This is a genomic window from Paenibacillus lacisediminis (assembly GCF_046567315.2).
Genome location: NZ_JBKIAX020000001.1, coordinates 662,658 through 686,411, shown reverse-complemented (window position 1 = coordinate 686,411; position 23,754 = coordinate 662,658). Strand labels below are relative to the sequence as shown.

General features: G+C 52.9%; 16 protein-coding genes. 7 read left to right on the top strand and 9 right to left on the bottom strand.

Annotated features, from left to right (window positions below; translation table 11 throughout):
- Positions 1-59: 59 nt before the first annotated feature.
- Positions 60-1,142, bottom strand: coding sequence for a lactonase family protein (locus ACLD72_RS02935; protein ID WP_410997969.1), 1,083 nt, complete (start codon positions 1,140-1,142; stop codon positions 60-62).
- A gap of 227 nt (positions 1,143-1,369) precedes the next feature.
- On the opposite strand from ACLD72_RS02935, the gene ACLD72_RS02930 reads away from it, so the two are divergent.
- Positions 1,370-1,726 (top strand): LytTR family transcriptional regulator DNA-binding domain-containing protein, encoded by a 357-nt coding sequence (locus ACLD72_RS02930; protein WP_410997971.1) that lies wholly within the window; start codon positions 1,370-1,372, stop codon positions 1,724-1,726.
- Positions 1,727-1,829: 103 nt separating this feature from the next.
- Here the strand turns inward: ACLD72_RS02930 and ACLD72_RS02925 are convergent, their stop codons facing one another.
- Together ACLD72_RS02925 and ACLD72_RS02920 are read right to left on the bottom strand one after the other, a co-directional pair.
- The gene (locus tag ACLD72_RS02925) at positions 1,830-2,822 is read right to left on the bottom strand and encodes an aldose 1-epimerase (protein ID WP_410998348.1); all 993 of its coding nucleotides are present in this window, start codon (positions 2,820-2,822) and stop codon (positions 1,830-1,832) included.
- Between the two features lie 106 nt (positions 2,823-2,928).
- Positions 2,929-4,194, bottom strand: a complete 1,266-nt coding sequence (locus tag ACLD72_RS02920) for an MFS transporter (protein ID WP_410997973.1) — start codon at positions 4,192-4,194, stop codon at positions 2,929-2,931.
- A 158-nt stretch (positions 4,195-4,352) separates the two neighbouring features.
- On the opposite strand from ACLD72_RS02920, the gene ACLD72_RS02915 reads away from it, so the two are divergent.
- From ACLD72_RS02915 to ACLD72_RS02905, 3 genes are all read left to right on the top strand, one after another.
- Positions 4,353-5,258, top strand: a complete 906-nt coding sequence (locus tag ACLD72_RS02915) for a molecular chaperone DnaJ (protein WP_410997975.1) — start codon at positions 4,353-4,355, stop codon at positions 5,256-5,258.
- A gap of 298 nt (positions 5,259-5,556) precedes the next feature.
- Complete coding sequence (locus ACLD72_RS02910; protein ID WP_410997977.1) at positions 5,557-6,609, top strand: LacI family DNA-binding transcriptional regulator; 1,053 nt, start codon at positions 5,557-5,559, stop codon at positions 6,607-6,609.
- 120 nt (positions 6,610-6,729) lie between these two features.
- Positions 6,730-9,174, top strand: a complete 2,445-nt coding sequence (locus tag ACLD72_RS02905; RefSeq protein WP_410997979.1) for a GH36-type glycosyl hydrolase domain-containing protein — start codon at positions 6,730-6,732, stop codon at positions 9,172-9,174.
- A gap of 42 nt (positions 9,175-9,216) precedes the next feature.
- Here ACLD72_RS02905 and ACLD72_RS02900 read toward each other — a convergent pair whose 3' ends face one another.
- Positions 9,217-10,683 (bottom strand): N-acetylmuramoyl-L-alanine amidase, encoded by a 1,467-nt coding sequence (locus ACLD72_RS02900; RefSeq protein ID WP_410997981.1) that lies wholly within the window; start codon positions 10,681-10,683, stop codon positions 9,217-9,219.
- A gap of 177 nt (positions 10,684-10,860) precedes the next feature.
- On the bottom strand, positions 10,861-12,378 hold the full coding sequence (locus ACLD72_RS02895) for a DHA2 family efflux MFS transporter permease subunit (RefSeq protein WP_458475523.1): 1,518 nt from the start codon (positions 12,376-12,378) through the stop codon (positions 10,861-10,863).
- Positions 12,379-12,546: 168 nt separating this feature from the next.
- Between ACLD72_RS02895 and ACLD72_RS02890 the strand changes: the two genes are divergently transcribed.
- From ACLD72_RS02890 to ACLD72_RS02880, 3 genes are all read left to right on the top strand, one after another.
- The gene (locus ACLD72_RS02890; RefSeq protein ID WP_410997985.1) at positions 12,547-13,797 is read left to right on the top strand and encodes a methyl-accepting chemotaxis protein; all 1,251 of its coding nucleotides are present in this window, start codon (positions 12,547-12,549) and stop codon (positions 13,795-13,797) included.
- A 94-nt stretch (positions 13,798-13,891) separates the two neighbouring features.
- Positions 13,892-14,770: a sigma-70 family RNA polymerase sigma factor gene (locus ACLD72_RS02885; protein ID WP_458475522.1), complete on the top strand. Its 879-nt coding sequence runs from the start codon at positions 13,892-13,894 to the stop codon at positions 14,768-14,770.
- 98 nt (positions 14,771-14,868) lie between these two features.
- Complete coding sequence (locus tag ACLD72_RS02880) at positions 14,869-15,315, top strand: carboxymuconolactone decarboxylase family protein (RefSeq protein WP_251588724.1); 447 nt, start codon at positions 14,869-14,871, stop codon at positions 15,313-15,315.
- Between the two features lie 517 nt (positions 15,316-15,832).
- On the opposite strand, the gene ACLD72_RS02875 is transcribed toward ACLD72_RS02880, so the two are convergent.
- From ACLD72_RS02875 to ACLD72_RS02860, 4 genes are all read right to left on the bottom strand, one after another.
- A complete protein-coding gene (locus tag ACLD72_RS02875; RefSeq protein ID WP_410997989.1) occupies positions 15,833-18,025 on the bottom strand; it encodes an alpha-galactosidase in 2,193 nt (730 codons plus the stop codon).
- Between the two features lie 123 nt (positions 18,026-18,148).
- Positions 18,149-18,814, bottom strand: a complete 666-nt coding sequence (locus tag ACLD72_RS02870) for a GGDEF domain-containing protein (protein ID WP_410997991.1) — start codon at positions 18,812-18,814, stop codon at positions 18,149-18,151.
- A 36-nt stretch (positions 18,815-18,850) separates the two neighbouring features.
- Positions 18,851-19,507: a class D sortase gene (locus tag ACLD72_RS02865; protein WP_410997993.1), complete on the bottom strand. Its 657-nt coding sequence runs from the start codon at positions 19,505-19,507 to the stop codon at positions 18,851-18,853.
- A 162-nt stretch (positions 19,508-19,669) separates the two neighbouring features.
- Complete coding sequence (locus tag ACLD72_RS02860) at positions 19,670-23,494, bottom strand: collagen binding domain-containing protein (protein WP_410997995.1); 3,825 nt, start codon at positions 23,492-23,494, stop codon at positions 19,670-19,672.
- Positions 23,495-23,754: the final 260 nt, after the last annotated feature.

Here is a 23,754-nt window from a genome sequence, read left to right as displayed (position 1 = left end):
GGCCTGTGTTCGGTGTGAGGAGCTTCTATTGGATTTTTTGCCGCTTACCCGCTAGCTCCCTACCGGTTAAAAAACACCGGCTTCACGCAAACCGGCTTGGACACCTCGGCGGTGTGGCCGGTGAACTTCAGTTGGCCGGTTTCCCCATCCACCGTAAACAAAGCCAGGTTGTTGGAGTCGCGGTTGGCTGCGATCAGATGCTTACCGTCCGGCGTCAGCGCAAAATGACGAGGATGTCCGCCTTCGCTGGATACATGCTCCACATAAGTCAATTTACCGCTGGACGGATCGATGGCGAACTGAACGATGCTGTCATGGCCGCGATTCGAGCCGTACAAATAACGGCCGTCCTTGGAAATGGCAACCTCTGCCGTCGTGTTCTCCGCGGTAAACCCGGCAGGCAGGGTCGGTACCGTATCCAGCAGCTCCAGCCGTCCGGATTCCGGATCATAAGAAAAAGCGGAAATTGAGGAATTCACCTCATTGATGGAATACAGGAAACGCCCGTTTGGATGGAAAGCCATATGGCGCGGTCCCGCTCCCGGCGGCGTGTGCGTTTCACCTTTGCGCACCAGCCGTTTGGCCTGACCGTCCAACTCATATACCACAATGAGATCCAGTCCCAAATCGGCAACTAGCGCAAACCGGTTGTCCGGGCTGAAGATGACCGAATGCGGGTGCGGCCGGTCCTGTCTCGACGGATCGGCTCCCTTCCCTTCGTGCTGCCGCTCATCGGTCAGCTTGCCGACAAGGCCGTCCGGCTGAACATCGATGAGGCCGATGTTGCCTCCGTGATACCCCGACACTGCGGCAAAACGGTTTGTCCGATCCAGCTGAATATGCGAAGAAGACGGACGAATCGTCAGGGTGCGGTTCAACTCGCTTAGCTCACCTTTCGCGGGATCAATGGCAAAAGCAACCGCCTCGCCGATGCGTTCCCCTTCCGAAACGGTTTCCGAAATGGCGTACAAGCGGCCATCGGCTTCATCGACGCTGACAAATGTGGGATTTTTTAGTCCGGAAACCGCGCTTAACCGGTTCATTTGACCGCTGGACGCGTCCAGTTCATATACATAAACTCCCGGATCCGCCGCCTCGGCGTAGGATCCTACAAATAACAGCAAACGTTGTGTCTGTGACAATTCACATACCTCCTGGATAATTAAAATCTAAAGTTGTCGTTCTCTTTATTGTTTCCCACTTTGCCATAAAAGTCCAGTCCCCCTCATCCCCCAACATCGGCAGCTTAACTGCATGAGGGCAGCAAAAGCCCAAATTTTTTATCATTTCGCCCTTTTCCCTACCCAAAATTTAAAAAACATGATATACTGTAAGCGCTTCCGTAGCATCATCTAAAGGGGGATTTGGTATGATGAATGTCGGACTGGAAGAAAGAAACGTCTATGAGGACCTCGATCCCCAAGACACGTATTTCTTCAAGATTGGAGTTCACGGACTGGTTTGCTTTCATGGCAGGAATTACAGCATCAAACAGAGACTATCCGCCGAACAGACCTCGAAACTGATCTCGGACCCTAACTTTTACCGCATTAGCACCAACTGTTACGTCAATTTATCCCAAGTCTCGGACATTCAGGACAATGTCGTCTATTTTCGGGATGAGCGGCATGGCATCAAAACGATCCATGTGCCGAAACGCAATCTGGGGCAAATGAAGCGGCTGATTCCATCCACAAGGCGTAACGTAACCGCTGGGGTCAACTAAAGCCGGCATACCTTCGGAGCCAAATGGTCAAAGAAAAAGCAGCCTCGTTTGGGCGTCTTTTGCAGATGCCGGCGGGCTGCTTTTTCTCTGTTTAGCTTGCTTTCTATTTCACGTAAAAACGGGCGGTTTCCTCCCAAATTTCTCCGGCATTCAAACTGAACAAGCAGATTTCCTCGCTCGGCAGCTTGACATTTGGAGCGTTGACCAGGTTAATTTGCGGTTCAGGACAGAAAAATCCTTCCTTCGCCCCGTTGTTCCAAATCATCCACTGCTTGTAGGACGTTCCGACATCGTACACCAAAGTGACGCCAAGTTTTGTGTCGGTTAGCTCCATCCGGTTTCTGCCGTTTTGCGGCAGGGCGGTGTAATGATTGTCCATCGACGCGAAAAACGGATAAATGCCCTCCACCTGCATCTGCTTCTCCTCGCCGGTAAGCGGCTGGAACGAACCGGTCGGGAGCATCCGATCGTTAAGCTGCCAACGCTCGCCGAGCGTTAACTTGACGCGGTAATCCTTAGCGTTGCTTCCCGGCGCAAACGGAGCGTTCACCGCCGTGTGGAAAGCGAGCAGGCAAGGCATCTCCTTCTCCCCGTCGTTGCGTACGAACAACTGCTGCGACAAGCCGTTGCCAGAGAGCGAATATTTCAGCCTTACCGTAAATTTGAACGGCAAATACCGGTACACATCGTGCTGCTCGTCAACGGTCACTTTGACCGTAACATAGCTTTCCAAAGACGTGTGCCCAAAGTCCTCCACCTGCCAAGGCGTCGTATGTAAAAAGCCGTGCAGATGATTGCCCGTCGAAGCTTCGTTTACCGGAAAACGATACACTTCGCCTTTCCAGGGGAACAGGCCGTCCTCGTATCGGTTCGGCGGGAACAGCACGGGGATTCCGTGTACGCCGGGATTGCTTTTAAAGCCTTCCATTTCGTCCTCCGCCGGTTCGCGCAGAAAACGGTAACCGCTTTCGACATCGCGAAACGCAATCAAATTGCCGCCGATTTCCGGCAGCAAAACCGCCTCATACCGTCCATATTTAAGCCACACCGCTTTTTCTCCCTGATAAGTTCCTTCATAAGCCGTTTTTTCTGGCATCATTTCAACTCTCCCTTCCATAATTAGCCTTTCCTGATCACCTTATTGTAATATACCTAAAGCGCGTACAAAAGTCATCTATCCTGCTCACAGAATGTTGCAGCATTTATGAAGCATCGCGCAAAATACGGCGGCCAAGCAATACGACCAGCAGGATCATCCCCGTCCCAACGGCGAGTTGCATACCGAACACCTGAATCCATTTCGGCCAGTGCGCAATCCATCCCAGCACCTGACCGCCGAGCAGCGGCCCAAAAAAGGAAGCCACCCCGGTGATCGCGGAATACATCGCCATATACATCGGCCGTTCCGGTTTCGGTGTATCACCGATCATAAAGTTAAATGCAAGCTGGTTGAAGCCGCCGACGCCGACGCCAAAAACCATATGGGCCAAAAACAGCACCGGAAGCATCGGCAAAAACGATAAGCCGCCCCAAATCAGAATCGAACACGCGATCAGCGGCAGCGTCCAGAACAGCAGGCGCCGGTTGGTGTAACGGGCGTTTAAATTTCCCCAGACGTAAAAGCTCGCCATCATAAAGACCGTTTGCGTCACGCTAAGCAGCGATATCGTCTGGTAATTGATGTGCAGCAGTTCGAGCATGACGTAAGAATACAGCGGCACCACCAGGTTTTGCAAAAACAGAAAACCGCCCAGAAACAACGTCGACTTCATGAACGCCCCGTCGGACAAAGGCTTGCGAAACATCGGCAGGAACTTGCTTTCCGCCGAGCGTTCGAACGCTACATCGGGATAAAACAGAAAAATGACGATATTGGCCGTGATGCAGATCCACACGATGATATACAAGTACAGAAACCCTTGCGCCCCGGGAAAATGGTCCAGCAGCATCCCGCCCAAAAACATGAATAACGTCCCCAGCGCATTCAGGAACGTATTGCGGATTCCGAAATACCTGCCCCGCACCCGCGCCGGAACGATATCGCTGATCAGCGAGTTCCAGAGCATGCCCCCGACCGTATTGAACACAAAAGCGATCACGTAAAAAACGATAAACGCCGCGAACCAATACGGCTGCGGGAACAAAAAGGGGACCAGCCCCGTACACCCCCACAAAATCCGGTGCAGTGCAATAAACAGCACCAGCGCCCATTTGCGGCTCGCCAGCCGCTGGATCAGATAGGCCACGGCGATTTGCGCGATATTGACAAAGGTCGTGATGGCCAAAACAAAGCCGATTTGGGCCGAAGTCGCTCCCAAATAGAGCAAATACCCCGTCAAAAACTGGCCGCCCAGCAGCGTTTGAAAGATCGTGGACGGCACGCCTTCCCAGGTGGCGATCGCCAGATTGCGGCGCTGCTGCGAAGTTTTGCGGCGCGCAGACGGCTTGCTTTTCGCGTAACCTAACATGATGTCGGATACCCCTTACTCCACTCGATTAGTTATCTATACCGACGATACATAGCTTCATTTCCCTTCATTACAAATACAAAGTATAATAAATGTAAGCGTTACTTTCCATATAATAAAATGACAGGATTTCAGAGCAAAATCAGAGGAGATAGGCGATGGAGAAAGACATTTTAAAACAGGCATATGAGCAATTGGGCCTTCCCGAAAACGCTTCGCGCGAAGACGTCGAGAAAGCGTTCGACATTCTGCTGCGGAAATCCCGCTCCCGCCAGCAGGACGACCGGTTGGAGCAGGAATACGAAGCCAAGATCAAAGCCTACAAAACGATTATCGAAGCGGAAGAGCGGAGCAAAGTTGAGGAAATGAGCCGCCAAAGATACGCGAAATGGGGGAATTTTGCCGGCACCGCCGAGAAAATCGACGATTTTTTCCGGGTTTACAAAACGCACTGCATTATCGCTCTCGTAGCCATTATCGCTATCGTTTTTGGTCTTAACGCATACCTGGATCACCGCGAGGAGCAAAAAAGACTGGCCGCTCTCCCCCCTGTCGACTTGTCCATCATTATGGTCGGCAATTTCCTGACCGATGAGGCGAATGGCGGTACGGACGCACTGGCGCAGGCGATGACCGCCCAAATTCCGGATTTCAAACGCTTGGAGTTGGAGATGTTGTACTTGCCGGGACAAGGCGATTCGGGCATGGGCGGCGCGGACATGGCCTATCAGCAAAAGGCGCTGGCCGTCATTGCTACCTCGTCGCCGGATATTTATATTACGGACAAAGCCTCGTTCGATTGGCTTTCCGGAGGCGGCGCCTTCCGCAGCCTTGACAAGGAGGCGGCCGAACTGAAGCCCCTGCTGACCGATGACCGGATCCTGAAAGCCAAATCCGAGGATGACGGTCAGGAGCATGTATACGGCATCGATGTCACGGGCAGCGCCTTGGCCGACGAACTGCCGTTAGCGAAACAGCAAATGATCTTCTCGCTGCGGGCGGACACGCCAAACGCCGACAAAGCGCTCAAGATGATCCGCGAATACCTGGAACACCTCCCTTAGGCGGCGGACTATATAAGTTGAACTAAAGAATAGAGCGGAGTTAGGCAAGAGGGTGAAATGATTCTGAAGAAACGGCAGTGGTCGCCTTTGTGAGCGGATTTCTACCTTGTTTGAATTTACTAGATCAAAGAAATCCACGAACAACAGCGATCGTAAGAACATTTCACCCGGCTGCCTTTATCCGTACAATCATTCGTTCAACTTATTATGGCCACCGCCTTTTTTCATCATTGATTATCTCGCGGCAATCCTTTACAATAACCTCATAAACGCGCGTTTATGAAAGTGGGGACCTAATATGCGCAGTGAAGATATAGCCAAACTGGCCGGGGTGTCCCGCAGCACCGTATCACGGGTGATCAACAATTATCCGAACGTTCCCGAGACGACGCGGGCCAAGGTGCTCCGGGTCATTAAGCAGCACCAGTACGAGCCGAACAGCTTCGCCAGGGCGCTGGCCGGGAAACGTACGGATACGATCGGCTTGTTTGCGATCAGCATGACCGAACAGGAAAATGCCAGCCGGATTTATCAAAACAGCTACTTCGCCCCCATCGTCGACATGGTCGTCGATACGGCGAATGCCCGCGGGTTTTACGTTCTGATACATACCGTATACTCGCGCGACGAGTTTCAAAAGGTCAAGCAGGCTTTCCAGCAAAAGCGGATCGACGGCGGCATTTTGGTCGGCACGCAAAAAGACATCGAGCTGGTGCGGGAAATGGTCGATCAGAAAGCGCCGCTCGTGCTGGTCGATTACGACATTTCGGAAATTATGGCGGAGCGGCTGAACAAAAACCATCTCACCGTCATTAACTCCATGGACTACGAAGGCACGGCCGAAGCGATCGAATATCTGATCGGCCTGGGGCACCGCGACATCGGCATCATCAAAGGGAGCATGAACACCTACTCTGGCCGCGAGCGCTACTTGGCCTATGAGAGAACCTTGCAAAAACACGGGTTGCCGCTTCGCGATGACTTTGTTCTGGAGGGAGAATTTCTGAAGGAAAGCGCCTATCGCGAAGCGAAACGACTTGCGCAGCAAGAGGAACTGCCGACGGCCCTGTTCTGCTCCAACGACGACATGGCGATCGCCGCGATGGAAGCGTTTGCCGAGCACGGGATCGCCGTTCCCGACCAGCTGTCGATCATCGGATTCGACGATGCCCAGCTGGCTTCGCGGATTACGCCCAAGCTGACCTCCGTCCGGCTCCCAGTCGATGAAATGGCCAAAGCCGCAGTATTAAAAGTGATTGAGCTGTGCGAAGCCGATGAGGCGGCGTTCAGCACGGTCAGCTTCCCGACCCGGCTGGTGGTCCGGGACACCTGCAAGCCGCCCGCCCGCTGATCCGGCTGCGGCGGACTGCTTCCCCTTGCATGTACGGTGTACGGGAAGCAGCCCATCCGCCGGGCGGTTTGCCGAATAAAATAAACGCGCGTTCACAAATGATAGGAGAGTGTTGTTTCCATGAAATTCGGAGCTTTTGACGACAAGCGTAAAGAATATGTGATTAACACGCCGCAGACCCCTTATCCTTGGATTAACTACCTCGGCAATGAGCAATTTTTCGGACTTATTTCCAATACGGCCGGCGGCTATTCGTTTTACCGGGACGCCCGTCTGCGCCGCTTGACGCGTTACCGTTACAACAACATCCCGCTGGATACCGGCGGCCGCTACTATTATGTCCGCGACCACGACAACGGCGACTTTTGGACGCCGGGCTGGATGCCAGTGAAGCGCGAACTGGACTTTTACGAATGCCGGCACGGCCTTGGCTACACCTCGATCACCGGCGAGCGCGGCGGCGTTTCCGTCACCCAGCTGGCGTTCGTGCCGCTCGGCTACAATGGCGAAGTGCATCGGCTGACGGTGAAAAATACCGGCTCCCAGGCAAAAAAGGTATCCCTGTTCTCTTTTGCCGAGTTTTGCTTGTGGAACGCCCAGGACGACATGACGAACTTTCAGCGCAACCTGAGCACCGGCGAAGTGGAAATTTTGGATTCGGTCATTTACCACAAGACGGAATACCGCGAACGCCGCAACCACTATGCCTTCTACTCCGTCAATCGGGACATCGACGGATTCGATACCGACCGCGAAGCGTTTGTCGGCCTGTACAACGGCCTGCATGAACCGCAGGTTGTCGTGGCCGGCAAAGCTTCCAACTCCGTGGCCAGCGGCTGGTCGCCGATCGGCTCACACGAATTAGTGCTGAAGCTCGCGCCCGGCGAAGAGCAAAGCCTTGTGTTCATCCTCGGCTATGTGGAAGTTCCCGAGGAAGAGAAATGGGAAGCTCCCGGCGTCATCAACAAAAAACCGGCGCTTGAAATGATTGAGCGTTTCGCCACCGATGCCGACGTGGATAAGGCGATGGCGGAGCTGGCGGCTTATTGGGACGGCCTGCTCTCCAAATACCAAATTCAGAGCGGTGATGACAAGCTGAACCGGATGGTCAACATCTGGAACCCGTACCAGTGCATGGTTACGTTCAACATGTCGCGTTCGGCGTCCTATTTTGAGTCAGGGATCGGCCGCGGCATGGGCTTCCGTGATTCAAACCAGGATTTGCTCGGGTTTGTGCACCAGATTCCGGAGCGGGCCCGCGAACGGATTCTCGACATCGCGGCCACCCAATTCGAGGACGGCAGCGCCTATCACCAATATCAACCGCTCACCAAAAAGGGCAACAACGAAGTCGGCAGCGGCTTTAACGACGACCCGCTCTGGCTTATTCTCGGCACGGTCGCTTACATTAAAGAAACCGGCGATCTGAGCATCCTTGACGAGCAGGTTCCGTTCGACAGCAACCCGGACAACACCGCCACCCTGTTCGAGCATTTAAAGCGCTCCTTCTACCATGTCGTGGAAAACCTCGGGCCGCACGGGCTGCCGCTGATCGGGCGCGCGGACTGGAACGACTGCCTGAACCTGAACTGCTTCTCCAAAGAGCCGGGCGAATCGTTCCAAACGACGGCCAATATCGAAGGCCGGGTAGCCGAATCCGTGTTCATCGCCGGATTGTTCGTGTTCGTTGGCCCCGATTTCGCCGAGGTGTGCCGGATACGCGGGCTTGAATCCGAAGCGGCCGAGGCGGACGCACTTGTGGAAACGATGCGGAAGACTACGCTGGAACACGGCTTCGACGGCGATTGGTTCCTGCGCGCCTACGACCACTATGGCCAAAAGATCGGCAGCAAAGAGAACGCGGAAGGACAAATTTTCATTGAACCGCAAGGCATGTGCGTCATGGCCGGGATGGGCGCCCGGGAAGGTCTGGCCGAGAAAGCGCTCGTTTCCGTAGCCGAGCGTCTCGATACCAAATACGGTATCGTGCTGCAACAGCCGCCGTATTCCAAATACTATCTGAACCTCGGAGAAATTTCGACCTATCCGCCGGGTTATAAAGAAAACGCCGGGATTTTCTGCCACAACAACCCGTGGATCATGATCGCCGAAACCGTACTCGGACACGGCAACCGGGCGTTTGAGGTATACGCGAAGATCGCTCCGGCTTACCTGGAGGATATCAGCGAAATCCACCGCATGGAGCCTTACGTATACTCGCAAATGATCGCCGGTAAAGATGCAGTCCGTCACGGCGAAGCGAAAAACTCCTGGCTGACCGGCACGGCCGCCTGGAACTACGTTGCGATCACGCAGGCGATCCTCGGCATTCAGGCCGATTTTAACGGCCTCAAGGTAGATCCTTGCATTCCGTCCGCCTGGGACGGGTATGAAATCACCCGCGTCTTCCGCGGGGACACCTACGTGATCCGGATCAGCAACCCGAATCACGTGGAAAAAGGCGTGGCCAGCATCACTGTGGACGGCCAGCCAATTCAGGGCAACGTTATCGCCCCGGCCGGCGACGGCGGCGTGCATCGGGTTGAAGTAGTATTGGGCAAATAAAAAAGCAGGGAAGGGGTAATCAATACCCCTTCCCTGCTTTTTTCACCAGCTAGTATGCTGCGCCTCGCTGGACGATTCCAAATATTCTTTTATGCCATCCACAATAGCTTGAGCCGCCTTATATTGCATTTCATCGGAAAACATCGCTTCCTCGTCGGATGGGTTGCTGAGAAAACCGACCTCTAAAAGAACCGCTGCCATATGGGTCTCTCTGATGACTTGAAAATTACCGTTTTTCACTCCGCGGTCTTTTAAACCCATGGCTTCCACTAACCGCTTATGAATGGCATCCGCTAATTCTTTGCTGCTGCTTCGCTGATAATAATAGGTTTCCGTCCCGGTTGTTTGCGGTGAGGAGAGGACGCTATTGCCATGAATCGAGACAAAAATGTCGGCATTTAATGCATTGGCCAACTCCACACGCTCTGTACGGGTGGGGTAAACATCGCTTTCACGTGTCATAACAAGATTAATTTCCGGCTCTTTTAAAAGGAGTTCCTGGACCTTCAAAGCTAACGCCAGATTAAATTCCTTTTCATGTCTATTGCTGAAGCTGGTTGTCCCCGGATCGCTGCCGCCATGTCCCGGGTCAATCACCACCGTTTTAAGTCCTGGGTTAACAACAGGATCAACCGGATCAACAGGACCTACAGGATTAAAAGGAGCAGAAGGATCGGTAAAATCGGAGGCATTCTCCGAAAGGCCTAGATGAACAATAAGATTGCCTTCATTAAATTCATAATTATATAGCATTTCTTGACTTTCCTTTAACTCAACGACGATCCGGACTTGTTCCGGCTCCTGATTAAACAGCGAATATCTGATGTCGGCAATCTGGGAAGATCCGCTTACATCCAGTTTCCCGTTTAAGCCGGCATTTAATGGCTGAAAAGTGTCCGCAAATGCAGTGTTCGGCAAATCGATTACAATTCTCTCAGGATCCTGTAGTGTAAATATGTTTGGAGTAACTTGACCGCCCATAGATACAACCAGCTGATTATCGTTAAAATGGATTTCATTTATATGTATCGAAGAGTCAGCGGTATTTTTTTCGGACGGAATCGAATTTTCTCCATTACTCGTAAGATAAACAATCTTGTCGGTATTATTCCAACTTACCTTGAGACCCATTTGTTCACTAACAAAACGTATAGGAACTAGAACCGTATTTTTCTGCATCAAAGGTGCTGCGTTTAATATGACCTGTTCACTGGAGACTTCCGCTTCTTTTTGACCTACTTTTAAAGATATCGTATTCGAATGGTTTTGGATTCTAACGTTCTGAGTCTTTTGGTCCCACTTGACATTAAATTTTAGATTTTCAGCCACAACTCTTATAGGGATCATTACATTATTATCTATATTGGCAACTTCCACATTCTCCGGAAGAGCGATTTCCTGGCCATCCAGCACAATCTTGGATTGCGCGGCTTTCGCATCGGTTTCATGCGGCAATAGAATGAACGAGAAAATAAAACTCAAAAAAAATAATAAAATTGCTCTTTTCATTTTACACCTCTATTATTGTCTCAAAACTTGTCTGAGTTCGCTATGGCTATATTTCTACATTTATATACAAATCTCCTTCTAAGACTGCATTTTTTTCCATATTCCGAATTCCGATTTTTCGGCCAGACTAAAAAGAGCCGGCGCCACGATCGGCGCCGGCTCTTAACGTCCCGTATCTCAAGCCTTGGCGTGCTTCATGCCAGGCTCTTTTTTGTTTTGATTCCGGCCGTCTGGGCCAACCTGCACTTTCCGGATGAAGAAAGACAGCACAAACGCCACCAGTGTGATCCCCGTAGCGACCACGAATGCGAAATCGATGCCGTTGATCGTCGCTTCTTTGGTAATGAGCGCGACCTGCTCCGCGTTCGCCGGGTCCTGTGGATTGATGCCCGCAGACATTATCATCTCCGTTGCCCGATCCTTCGTCCGGCTGGACATGATCGTGACGAGCAACGCGGTGCCAAGCGCGCCGGAAATCGTCCGCAGCGTATTGGCCATGGCCGTGCCATGGGCGTTCAAGCTTGCGGGCAGCTGGTTTAAACCGGCGGTCTGAATCGGCATCATCAGCATGGACATCCCGAACATGCGCACCGTGTACATGAGAATCAAGTGAGCGTAAGTCGTACTGTCGGTCAGGTTGCTGAATTCCCAAGTCGTGACCGCCGTAATCGCCAGCCCGACAACGGCCAGCCAGCGGGCGCCGATTTTATCGAAAATCATCCCGGTAATCGGCGACATAATCCCCATCAAAATCGCGCCCGGCATCAGCAGCAGCCCGGATTCCAGCGGCGAGAAGCCACGGATATTTTGCAGGTAAATCGGCAGCAGGATCATGGCCGCGTACATTGCCATCGTAACGACGACATTGATCACCGTAGTCAGGGAAAACATATCGTATCTAAACACCCGGAACTCCAGCATCGGCGTTTCCGCTTTGAGCTGACGCCACAGGAACAACGCCAACGCCACGACGCCGACGACCAGACCGATGATGACCTCGGGTTCGCCCCAGCTAGTGCTGCCCGCTTCGCTGAAGCCGTACAACACGCCGCCAAAGCCCAACGTCGACAAAATGACCGACAACATGTCCAGCTTCGGCCGTGCCACTTCGGTCACGTTCCGCAGGAAAATAACCCCGAGGAGTATGGAAAGGATGGCAAAAGGCAAAATAATCCAGAATAAGACATGCCAGGACTGATGCTGGATAACCCATCCCGATAGCGTAGGTCCGACCGCCGGAGCGAAAACCATCGCAATCCCCATCATCCCCATCGCTTGCCCGCGTTTTTCAATCGGGAATATCGTCAGGAACACCACGGTCATCAGCGGCATCAAAACCCCGGCGCCACCCGCTTGGAATAAACGGCCGATCAACACCATCGAGAAGCTGGTCCCGATCCCGCAAATCACTGTTCCTACAGCGAAAATCGCCATAGCGGAAATAAACAGCGTTCTCGTCGTAAAACGTTCCATTAAATAAGCGCTGAGCGGAATCAGTACCCCGTTCACCAGCATGAATCCGGTGGTCAGCCATTGAATCGTCGTAGTCCCTACGTTAAGGTCTCTCATCATTTGCGGAAGCGCCACGTTCATCAAGGTTTGGTTCAAGATCGCTACGAACGCCCCGATGATCAGCGCCATGACGATCGGCCATCTTTTAAAATCGGCGCCCTGTACAGCAGCTGTGTTATTCATTGGTTTCTTTTCTCACTTTCTCTAATGAAGCTATCAACCAAATTTATCCGCCGGAAAATTTTCAACCTGAAGGTAGCATTTCTCGGAATATTTCGTCCTATACCCTTCATTGTTTCGATGTTATAATCATGGTAAAAATAACCTACTCCGAAGGAGGCAATGAATCCAATGTCATGGTTCAATAGACTTCCCCTTAGCGGAAAAATTAACGCCGCCTGCTATCTCGTGGCCGCCCTGTTCGCCGTTCCCGCCCTGATCGTATTCGTTATGCTCGGCCACATCTTCACCGGATTAGCCTTGATCATCGTTTTGGCAGCGCTTACTTACCCGCTCTCCCGTTATATCGCGCGACAGCTCACGGATTCGTTTTCCGACATCTCCAGTGCGTCCGCGCAGATCGCCAAGGGAGATTTCACCGCCCGAGTGAATGAAAGCGGCGGCATGAATGAGCTCAGCCGGTCGTTTAACGGCATGGTGGACAAGCTGCGCAAAATTTTGCAGGAAACCTCGGACATCACCCGCAAAGTGATGGATTCCAGCCGCAGTATCTCCGAGCGGAACCAAGGGCTTATTGAGGTAATGACTCAGGTGACGCAATCGTCCAATGAATTGGCGCTTGGCGCAAGCGCCATCAGCGAGGATGTCGGGGGTATGACGGAAGCGATCGGCGAAATTGAAGATAAGGTCGGCAATTACACCAATTCGACCCGGCAAATGAATCAGCGTTCTGCGGAAACGCTACAGCTTGTGGAACGGGGCCGGGAATCGGTGTCGAGGCAGGCCGAAGGTATGCGCAAAAATATCGAGGCCACGGAAAAAGTGGCCGAATCGATCGACGCGCTGGCGCAAAATGCGCAAGGCATTACGAAAATTACCCGGGCGATTTCGGAAATCGCCGAGCAAACCAATCTGCTTTCGCTGAACGCCTCCATCGAAGCGGCACGGGCCGGCGAGCACGGGGCCGGGTTTGCGGTTGTCGCCCTTGAAGTGCGCAAGTTGGCCGAAGAATCAAGCGCATCCACCAAAGAGGTATTTAACCTTGTCCGCAGCATTGAGCAGGATGTGAAGCAAGCCGGACAAAACATTAAAATCAACGAAGAGGTCGTACGCCAGCAAAGTGCCATCCTCCTGGAAGCTGAGCAAATTTTTCAGGACATCGTCCAAAGTGTCCAGTACATTTCCGCAGAAATTTCCGCCTTTGCCCGGGAAAGCGAAGTGATGCTGGAAAGTGCGCAAAACATTTCCTCCGCCATTCAGAACATCTCCGCCATTACGCAGCAGTCGGCTGCCGGAACCGAACAGGTTTCCGCATCGATGAACGAGCAGATCACCTCCATCCAGGCGATGGCCGATGAGATTGAAGCGATGAAAAACGCCGTGTTTCAGCTGCAGAAAACGATACATATTTTCAAATTTTAAGTCCGGAAAATCAAAAGACCTTGTTTCCTCTTGCGAAACAAGGTCTTTTCGTTAAGATATATAAAGTAATAGTTTCGGAAAAGGGGGCTGGATGGTGCAAGCCAATCTGGAGCAATTTTATCAGGAGCACCGGCTTTCGCTCACCGCATTATCTTACAGGTTAACGGGCTCCTGGTCCGAAGCCGAGGATATCGTTCAGGAGCTGTTTCTTGATTTCCACCGGAACGGAGATGCGGACGGAATCCGGCAGCTGAAGTCGTATTTTATGAAGGCGGTCGTCAACCGTAGTCTGAACGTGTTTAAATCCCCGCGTTATTCCCGCGAGCAATACGTCGGTTCTTGGCTGCCCGAGCCGGTTTTTGACACGGCGGGCGAGAAGCTTCTGGATTTACTGCTGAAGGAAGAACATTTATCGTATGCGTTTATGGTCATGCTCGAACGTCTGACCGCCGACGAACGGGCCGTGTTTGTGCTGCGGGAATCTTTTGCGCTGGGATACCCGGAAATCGCCGATATTCTTGGTAAAAGTGAAGCGGCGTGCCGGAAACTGCTGAGCCGCGCAAGGCAAAAAGTCAAAGCAGATCTTCCCGCTTCGCCTCTGAATAACGCTGTGGTGTCCAGATGGGTCAGCGTATTCACCAAAGCGGCGCAGACCGGCGAATTCGGGCCGCTGCTGGAGCTGATCCGGGAAGATGCCATTCTCGTGTCCGATGGCGGCGGCAAAGCAAGGGCTGCTTTGCGTCCGATCGTGTCCAAAGCGCGCATCGCCGCATTTTGGGAGGGCATCACCCGCAAAGGATCTCTGCGGGGTGAATTGGTGCCTGTCCGGATGAACGGCGAAATCGGGTTGATTCTGTACGATCGCGGCACCCCCGTCAAAGTCCTTCTGTTCGAAGGGGATTCCCAGGGCCGCATTGCCCGTTTTTATCTGCTAGTGAATCCGGAAAAAATTAAAAACGCGCCGGCTTCGTAAATTTAAAAACTTTTTTCCCCGTTCGGTCACAAAAACCTTTCCTCTATTGTCTTACTTGTGATAACTAGTTATCCACTATCATTTGGAGGTTGATGTATATGAAAGTAAGAATTGACCATTACACGGCTAATCCGGACATTTACCGGGCGATGAGCCAATTGGAGAAACAGGTGACCGCAAGCGGGCTGGACCGCGTCATTTACGAGCTGGTGAAAATCCGGGCATCGCAAATCAACGGCTGCGCTTTTTGCCTCGATATGCATACGAAGGAGCTGCGCAAGCTTGGAGAAACCGAACAGCGCATTAATTTAGTTAGTGTGTGGCGGGAATCGCCCTGCTATACGGACAAGGAACAAGCGGCGCTGGAATTGACGGAAGCGGTCACGCTCATCGCCGAGCGCGGCGTGCCGCAGGACGTTTATGATCGGGTTCGCATCCACTACAGCGAAAAAGAAACGATGGATCTGATTTTTGCGATCAACGTCATCAATTGCTGGAACCGCATCGCTATTTCCACGGGGATGTTCCCGGGCTGCCGCGATTAAGCGAAATAACCCTGTTTTCCGCGCACATACGGAAAACAGGGCTTTTTCTTTCCTATTCAATCACCTCACCAGATTAAAAAATCCTTGTCAACTGAGATGGCTGTTTATAGGGTTCGTGTCCTGGTGTCCCTGCATGCTGCCTTTGCACGATTATCCCCTTCGTTCAGGGGACAGGGGGCAGGGGTTCTGGGTTCTGGGTTCTGGGTTCTGGGTTCTGGGTTCTGGGTTCTGGGTTCTGCGTTCTGGACTACGGTACAGTCGTTTCCTCTAGCCTATCGGCTGTATACGGAATCAGCCCCTTGCGGCTACGGCCTGATCGTGGCGCTTTGAACGGTAAGGGTTAGCTTAATGCAGATCAGCTTGATTGATGCGGATTCAACGAGCTTGTCTATTTCTCTGCTACCTAATCAAACGGGATAATCATGCAAAGCGTTCGGACAACGAGTGTTGATCTTAGAAATATGTAAACTTTCAAAAAACCTGAAGGAAGCCATTACGCCTCCTTCAGGTTTTTTAATTAGTGCACGGCTTTCAAGCGCACCATCATGCTGCTGAAGTCGCCGCGTACCGACGCGACGGTCAATCCTGCCGACATCAAGCGGTCGCCACCGTACACTTTACCGTTGCCAACCACGGCGTAGTCCTTGGCGGGGTCAAGCCCTTCCAGCTTGACGCTGCGCAGCGGACCGTTCGGCTCGGCGAGCACGCGGAAGTAGAAAAGCAGCGCTTCGTTTTTGTCCGGGCTGACGAACATCCACGACGTCTCGTTGCCTTCGAACGGGCTTTGCAGGCGGTACAGATCGCCCTGCTGCACCAGCCCGCGGATTTCTTTATACAGCGCGATTTGGCGTTTGGCCGTGTCCTTCTCCTCGTCCGTGAATTTAGTCAGGTCGAGCTCGTAGCCGAAATTGCCGGACATCGCCACGTCTCCCCGGAACTTAAGCGGCGTCGTGCGTTCCACCTGATGGTTCGGGACTGCGGAAACATGCGCTCCCATCGTCGATACCGGGTAAACGATGCTGGTGCCGTATTGGATTTTCAGACGCTCTACGGCATCCGTATCGTCGCTCGTCCAGGTTTGCGGCATATAGTAGAGCATGCCCGGATCGAAACGGCCGCCGCCACCGGAGCAGCTTTCGAACAAAATGTGCGGGAACTCGCCCGTCAGCCGCTCCAACAGCTCATACAGGCCCAGCATGTAGCGGTGGGCGATTTCCCCTTGCCGCTCGGCCGGGCTGGCTGCCGAACCAACCTCCGTCATGTTCCGGTTCATGTCCCATTTGACGTAGGAAACCGGCACGCTGGAGAAAATACCGCTCAGCCGCTCGTACAAATACTGCCGCACATCTTCCCGCGACATATCGAGCACAAGCTGGTCGCGGGCTTCGGTCCGCCGCCGTCCCGGCACGTGCAAACACCAGTCCGGATGGGCCCGGTATAAATCGCTGTCCGGCGACACCATCTCCGGCTCGACCCACAATCCGAACTGCAGTCCGGTTTCCTTCACGCGGCGGGCCAAATCGTCAAGCCCGTCCGGCAGCTTGCGGCGGTCCTCGAACCAGTCGCCGAGCGAGCTGTTGTCGCTATCCCGGCGGCCAAACCAGCCGTCATCCAGTACGAATAATTCGATGCCGAGCTCACTGCCGGCCTTGGCGATTGCTTCGATTTTGTCCGCGTTGAAATCGAAGTAGGTCGCTTCCCAGTTGTTGACGAGAATCGGCCGCTCCTGGTCGCGAAACTTCCCGCGGCACAGTCTTGCCCGATACAACCGGTGGAACGTGCGCGACATGCCGCCCAGCCCTTCTGCCGAGTACACCAGCACGGCCTCCGGGGTCTGAAACGTTTCGCCCGGCGCCAGCTTCCAGGTGAATTCAAACGGATTAATTCCGATCGACACACGGGTCGTCCCGAACTGCTCCACCTCGGCCTCGGCGGTAAAATTGCCGCTGTAGATCAAATTAAAGCCGTATACTTCACCCTGCCGTTCGTTAGCATCCGGCCGCAGCAGCGCAAGAAACGGATTTTGCTGATGCGAGCTCGAGCCCCGGCGGCTGTTGATGCCAGTGACGCCGGGAGCCAGCCGTCTGCGCTGCACGTGGCGTTCTCTCGCCCAGGCGCCGGACAAATACAAAGCATCATAAGACGCATCCGCAAAATCGACCGATGCACTCAGCGCACGTTCAATCTGTATCGCTTCGCCGCTATCGTTGCGGAATCTGGCCGATCTGGCGATCGCGTCAAAATCCGCAAATACAGTATAGATTAAATACACGGTCAGCCCGGACACTGCGTCGAACAGCTCGAGCTCCAGCGTTTCGGCTTCGCTCTCGCGCTCGACATAGACAGACGGCAGCCCTTCCAGCGCCGGTTTGCCCGGAATGATCCGGTGCGACTTGTAAGCGAGCTCGGTCGCCCGGGCGCCGTTCGCCAGCTGAACCTGGTACGCCGGACTGCGGAAATCGCCGGTGCCGGACTGCGGATATTCCTGCGGCAGCGTATCGAGCGAGATCGATTTATCGTCCGGAAGCGGATTCGGGCTGAAGGAAGCGCGTTCCATAAACGTCAACAACTCGTCGAGATTACCGTCCCGGCGCAGCTTGGCGCCGAAATATGCATGGGCGGCATATCCCCGAACCAGTTGAATAATGTAGCTTGTGTTTCTGGATTGCAGATGGAAAAGGCCTTGGGCTTCATCGAAAAAAATAGGCATTTCACGGTCCTCCTGGGAATGTGCTAATCTGACTTTTCTTGTATGGCTCTTTTTCCATTCTACTATCTTATCCAGGAGGAGTAACGATAATAAAGTGATCTTCTATATGGATTTTTGTGAGATTTATTGGAGGTTAAACTGTGTTTGGGGCCACGTTTTTTTAGCGCTGGGGTTCGATTGAACGAGGTCTTCCGGGAGCACCCGCTCCCCGAATACGCAATAACGGTTTTTGCCAAGCCGTTTGGCATGATACATTGCGGCATCGGCTTCCTGCAGCATGCGCGTGCGTTCGGCCCGGTGCCCCTGGCAAATGCTGATCCCGATGCTTCCCGTGACGGATAGATCCCTTCCAGCAATATAATAGGGCCTGGAGATTTTGCTCAACAGCAACCCGGCCATAATCTTTACCTGGTTCGGATCGCAATTTTTCACAATAAACAGGAACTCGTCTCCCCCAATCCGAAACGCCAGCTGATTCTTATTCGTTAACTGCTCCAGATACCGGCTTACTTCCCACAGCAGCTGGTCGCCCGCCTGATGGCCGTACGTATCGTTGATTTCTTTGAAGCAATCCAGATCGAGACTTAGAACGGCGAGGTTTTCCTTGCCTTTATATTTAGCCCAAAAATGATCCAGCCCGTTCCGGTTCGACAAACCCGTCACCGCGTCGCGGTAAGCCAGTACCCGGAGCGCCGCGATCTCCGAATACAAAGACCGCAAGTAGAGCGCGGCGCCGACCAGCAGCACGCATCCTACCCCGTATATAATATAAGAAACCGTAATACTCATACCTTATCACCAACCATATCGCACTATTTGTGGCCTCTATTTGCTATATTCCATTTTGGCTTGAACGATGAGACGCTGGGTCGGATTTATCAGAGGATCGCATGTGATCAAAGTCAGAATTTTATCCTTCCCGTTCGGCTTAAGGACGGAGACTTCCGTCGGTTCGACCACCGATATTTTATAAACCTCATAGGTGTAACGTTCGGATTCGGTAGTAACGACGATCTTATCCCCTAACTCCACTTCGTTCAAACGGTTAAACAAGCGCCCTTTCGTCCGCGCCCGGTGAGCGGCGATCGCCGCGTTCCCCTCCGCGCCGAGCGGCGCCGTCTCGGTCATATGCGCGGCCGCATGCTTCATATTTTCCTTCGTGGCACCTTCCAAGACAGGGAGCTTTACATCGATTGCCCCGATTTCAATCGTAGCGACCGACGTTTTCCCGTCCACCGTCATAAGCTGCGAGGAGACGGCCGATGCGGATCCGGCGGCAGACTCTTCCTCCAGCAAATGTGAGACCCGCTCTAAACCGGCGGCCAGCTCGCGGTTCATCTCCGCGGCTTCCCGCTGTTTTCGCGCTTGCTCCGCCTCCGCCAGCAGCCTTAGCTGCTCGCGGTCCGCCTGCCACTCCATCAACATCGGCGCCGCGATCACGGCTATGCCCAGCAAAATCAATAAATAAGACAGCTTTCGCATATGAACGGCTCCTTGTTGTCATAGACATTTACTTCCAAATTGACGCAATGCATTATATTATAGCTGGGGTATCTCAACAATTTCTTAACATCAGAACGGCAAAGGGGGCCATCCCCAAAAGATCGTCCCAGATCCTTGGAGATGCCCCCCTCGGCGTTTATCCTATTTGCGCTCAAGATGTTTTTTTCTCAGCAGTATTCCCAGTAAGATCAGGGCTCCCCCCGCCACTTGGAAAGGCAACGTGCTTCCTTCCCCGGTTTTCGGCAGGACGCTAACTCCCGGGAATTCCTCACCGGATGGACGATCGCCGCGGGTTCCGCCCAGCGGATTCCCGTCGTCGTCAAGCTCCAGGTCCGTCGGATTCTCTGGATCCGGTTTCGGTTTATCTCCCTTTGGCTTGTCGTCCTTCGGCTTGTCGCCACCCGTTCCGTCGGCCGGAATCGAACCGTCCGGAATTTCGGCATTTTCGTTACCGCCCTGGTTCGTATCGTCAACCGGCGGATTGATCACCGTCCCCTGGGTGGTTGGTAAGCCCGAGTCGGATGGATCGTTTAGAGTGCCTGGAGTGCTCGGATTGCTTGGATTGCTCGGTTTACTTGGCTCGCTAGGTTTGCTTGGACTTCCCGGGTTGCCCGGATTCGTCGTTTGCTTACGGTTCTCTACCGTAACGACAAGCGTGTTATCCGCCAGCTCAAGGCTAGCATCGATCGTGATCAGCCGCTCAGCTTTGCCTTCAACCAAATAACCTGCTGGCGCTGCGGTTTCTTTCAGGATGTAATTGCCGTACGGAAGCTCGGAGAATACCGCTTTTCCGTTTACATCTGTCGTCACCGCAATCGGAGCTTGGGCCCGGGCTGCGTCCTGAAGCTCGAAGGTTGCGCCAGCCAGCACTTTCGTGTGGTCGCCTTCATCAACCTTAACGACGATCAGCTTGCCCTTCGGCTCTACCGGATCGACCGGTGGAGCGGTCCGCTTCTCGTTTTCTACCGTGAGCTTTGTGATACCGCCGGTCGATTTGGCTTTTTCGTCAAGCTTAACGGTCAACGGCGTACCGTTGAGAATATACCCGGCAGGCGCTTCCGTTTCCACCAGGCTGTAAACTTGGTCGTACCGCAGCTTGGTGAAGGTCAGTTTGCCTTCCTCATCGGTGGTCTTCTCTCCAAGCAGCTTGCCGCCGTTATCCAGCAGTTCAAAGGTAGCGCCGGCCAGTTTTTGGGACGGATCGGCCTTGTCGACCTTCGTCAGCTCCAAAGAACCGCGGATTCCGGAACCGGTGCCCGAACCGTCGGTAAAGCGCACCTGAATCTTGTTCGAAGACTCCTGAGAAACATTTTTGATACCTTCGCCCGCAAAGCTTGCCGTATTCGTTACTTCTTCCCGGTCGGCAGAGACCGCGATTTCCGACGAATACTGCAGAACGTAGGCGTTTTCTATGAACTCTGCGGCAAACTTAAGCTCAAACGATTGGCTGTCGTTTTCCGGGTCCGTCTTGATCGTCAGGAAGTAATCCTGGTCTTTCGTCAGCTTCTGCCCGACTGGAGTCACGCTCTTGTCCGTGTTCACGACTGCTTCGTATAGTTCGAAGGAATCGGAAAGCAAAATCTGGTTAGGGCTCGGCGTATCGATGATGGTTGCGTTCTCGACGTACGATTGGCTTCCGTTGATCACGATTTTCCAATCGATTTTGCCGCCGTTTTGCGTGCCGCTTTTGTTGACATACTCGCCGCCGCGCGGGATCGGCAAGTCGGCGTACCAACTCCAAGGTTTATCGCCGTCTCCGGTCAGTACCGCCGTATTCGGCACTTTATCGGCGACCAGCACGTTTTCCAGCTTGGTTTTGAACACAATTACGTAAGGCGCGTTGATATCTCCCAGCTCGATGCGGAGCGTATTATCCGCTGCCTCGGTAATCTTGGCGGGATCCGTTACCTCGGCTCCCCGAGCTACCGAACCATTAGCCCCTATGGTCGCCTTATAAACTTTCACTTCGTCTTTCAACAGTTTTTGATCCGCTTCTAATTTGTCGGTCAACACCGCGTTGTTGACGGAGTTGCCGTTATAGTTCGCAACAATCTCCCAGGTGAGTTGCTTGGTTTTCGGATCATAGCTTTTTCCTTCTTTACGGCCGTTTTTCTGTGTTTCGGTATTCGGCGTAAATGGAGCCTGAACCGGGTACTCAGCCCCCGGAGTTTTTTCCGTCCAATCCAGAGTAGCCTTGTTCAAGTACTGGGATTTCTCCGGAATAAACTTCGTCTTGTAGGTAATGGTGTACTTATCCGTGAATGTTCCGGCAAACGTCAGGGAAAACCCTTCAGCTGGCTTATCGTCCTTTACCGTAGGAGTAATAGCTGGACCCGTTCCCGAGGAGGTTACTTGAACGCTGCCCGGAATAAACTCCAGGCCGCCTCCCGTAAATGTATCCTCGATCACCAGATCCGTCATCGGCTCTTTATCCTCATTGACGACGATTTTCCAGGTGAGTTCCTTGGTGCTGTAATTGACACCGCCGAATGATTTAACCCCAATTCCGCTCTTGAAGGTGAACGAATCGGAACCGTTTCTCTCTTTGCCGCCGACCGTTGCGTAGATGTCGTTAGTAACCTCAGTATCCTTATAAATGCGGTCTATCGCTTTGGTTTGATATTCAATGTCATAGGCGGTAGTAACCTCTGATTCAAATTGCAAATCGAACCCGTTTTTGCCGTTGTCATCGGTCACCGGAATTACTTTGTGCGTGATGTCGTCAGCCGGTACGTTCGTTCCTGGCTTAAGCACTTTGACCGAACCGTCCACCAGTTCCATGCTGTTGTTAAAACGGTCATGAATCAGCCTTTCGTCGGCTTGGGAAATCGTCTTTTCACCATAATTGTATTGCACTCTCCAGGTCACCGTCTGAGTCTCTTTATCGTAGTGGGTGTCCTTTTTGGTGAAAAGCGGCGTGCGGGTAATCGTAATCGTCTCATCATCCGCCTTCGAAACGCCATTGTCCCCGGTCAACTTTGCGCTGTTCGTAAATACGGTCTCTTCCTCACCCGTTACCAAAGTCGTGTATTGGATGCGGTAAGCCGAAGCGATGCTCGGCTCTTTAAACTTGACCCGAAAACCCGAACCGTCCGGTTCAACTACCGTTTCGTAAGTTGCGGAGCCCGGATTGACCAGGTTCCCCAAATCCGGTTCCCTGTCGACATTCGGAAGCAGCTCGTAAACCCTGATCGAGCTTTCTTCCAGCTTCAAGCCCGGCGGAATCACGTCGGACACGGCCGCATTGTCGATCTTGTCGAGCGAGGTGTTGACGTCGATCGTCCAGGCGATGGATTTGTCCTTATCGGCAACCCCGGTCTTTTTCAGGAGCGATCCGTCCTTCGGCCCGAGCTTGATCATAACATTCTGCTCTCCGCCCTGGATCGGGAAAGCAATCGGCAAATCTGCTCTGCCCTTGATCTCTTCGCTAAGCACCGTATTAACCTTAAAAGTGCCCCAGACTCGCGAATTGTCGACGCTTTCGTTGAACACGATCTTCACATCGCCGTTCGTGCCAACCGTAAAATCGGCGATTGAACTGCCGTCGTCAATCGTCAACTTGCCTTTTACCTCGTTGAAGATTTTAAATTTCTGGGGAATTTTGAATTCAAATGTGCTGCCGTCCGTGTAGCCATGCCCATCCGGCAGCTCCCATCCGTATTCGATGCTGACAGCGTCTCCCAATTTGGAACGCTGCTGATTGTCGGGATTGTAAACCGCGTCGATTACCGTCCCCTTCGCATCCTTAACGAGAACTCCCGTAATGATGCTGTCTACATTTTCAGCCGCAGCCGCAGCCGCATCTGCAGGGGCAGCCAGTCCATACGTTGCATCGGTCGCACTGTACGCAGCCTCTCCACCTGAAGCTTCATCCGGATTTGCGCTGACCTGCGCCGCCCCCATACCAAAGACGCCTTGCAAGAACAGCGCGCCGGCCATGAGTAAAGCCATCCATTTTTTCTTCATACTTTGAGAGCACTCCCTCCTTATACCAAAAATTTTTCTTTTAAAATATATCTTGATTTTTTTCCAATTCCCTCCTCGTCCATATCATATAATTGGGCGACGCTCCCATCTTAATCTGCCGTTCTGAACAAATTCTCAACAAATTATAAAAAATGCTCGGTAGAACTATGATTTTTTTAATAGATTCCGTATCCCCATCACAAAACGTGTTCGATCCGCTGCTCAAAAAAGAACCCGGCCAGCGGCCGGGCAATATTGTC

Excerpts from the sequence above, each read along its gene's own strand:
- ACLD72_RS02905 (WP_410997979.1), top strand. The coding sequence starts at position 6,730 with ATGAAATTCGGAGCTTTTGACGACAAGCGTAAAGAATATGTGATTAAC.
- ACLD72_RS02895 (WP_458475523.1), bottom strand. The coding sequence starts at position 12,378 with ATGAATAACACAGCTGCTGTACAGGGCGCCGATTTTAAAAGATGGCCG.
- ACLD72_RS02925 (WP_410998348.1), bottom strand. The coding sequence starts at position 2,822 with ATGCCAGAAAAAACGGCTTATGAAGGAACTTATCAGGGAGAAAAAGCG.
- ACLD72_RS02860 (WP_410997995.1), bottom strand. The coding sequence starts at position 23,494 with ATGAAGAAAAAATGGATGGCTTTACTCATGGCCGGCGCGCTGTTCTTG.
- ACLD72_RS02920 (WP_410997973.1), bottom strand. The coding sequence starts at position 4,194 with ATGTTAGGTTACGCGAAAAGCAAGCCGTCTGCGCGCCGCAAAACTTCG.
- ACLD72_RS02865 (WP_410997993.1), bottom strand. The coding sequence starts at position 19,507 with ATGCGAAAGCTGTCTTATTTATTGATTTTGCTGGGCATAGCCGTGATC.
- ACLD72_RS02870 (WP_410997991.1), bottom strand. The coding sequence starts at position 18,814 with ATGAGTATTACGGTTTCTTATATTATATACGGGGTAGGATGCGTGCTG.
- ACLD72_RS02910 (WP_410997977.1), top strand. The coding sequence starts at position 5,557 with ATGCGCAGTGAAGATATAGCCAAACTGGCCGGGGTGTCCCGCAGCACC.
- ACLD72_RS02890 (WP_410997985.1), top strand. The coding sequence starts at position 12,547 with ATGTCATGGTTCAATAGACTTCCCCTTAGCGGAAAAATTAACGCCGCC.
- ACLD72_RS02915 (WP_410997975.1), top strand. The coding sequence starts at position 4,353 with ATGGAGAAAGACATTTTAAAACAGGCATATGAGCAATTGGGCCTTCCC.
- ACLD72_RS02900 (WP_410997981.1), bottom strand. The coding sequence starts at position 10,683 with ATGAAAAGAGCAATTTTATTATTTTTTTTGAGTTTTATTTTCTCGTTC.
- ACLD72_RS02875 (WP_410997989.1), bottom strand. The coding sequence starts at position 18,025 with ATGCCTATTTTTTTCGATGAAGCCCAAGGCCTTTTCCATCTGCAATCC.
- ACLD72_RS02880 (WP_251588724.1), top strand. The coding sequence starts at position 14,869 with ATGAAAGTAAGAATTGACCATTACACGGCTAATCCGGACATTTACCGG.
- ACLD72_RS02930 (WP_410997971.1), top strand. The coding sequence starts at position 1,370 with ATGATGAATGTCGGACTGGAAGAAAGAAACGTCTATGAGGACCTCGAT.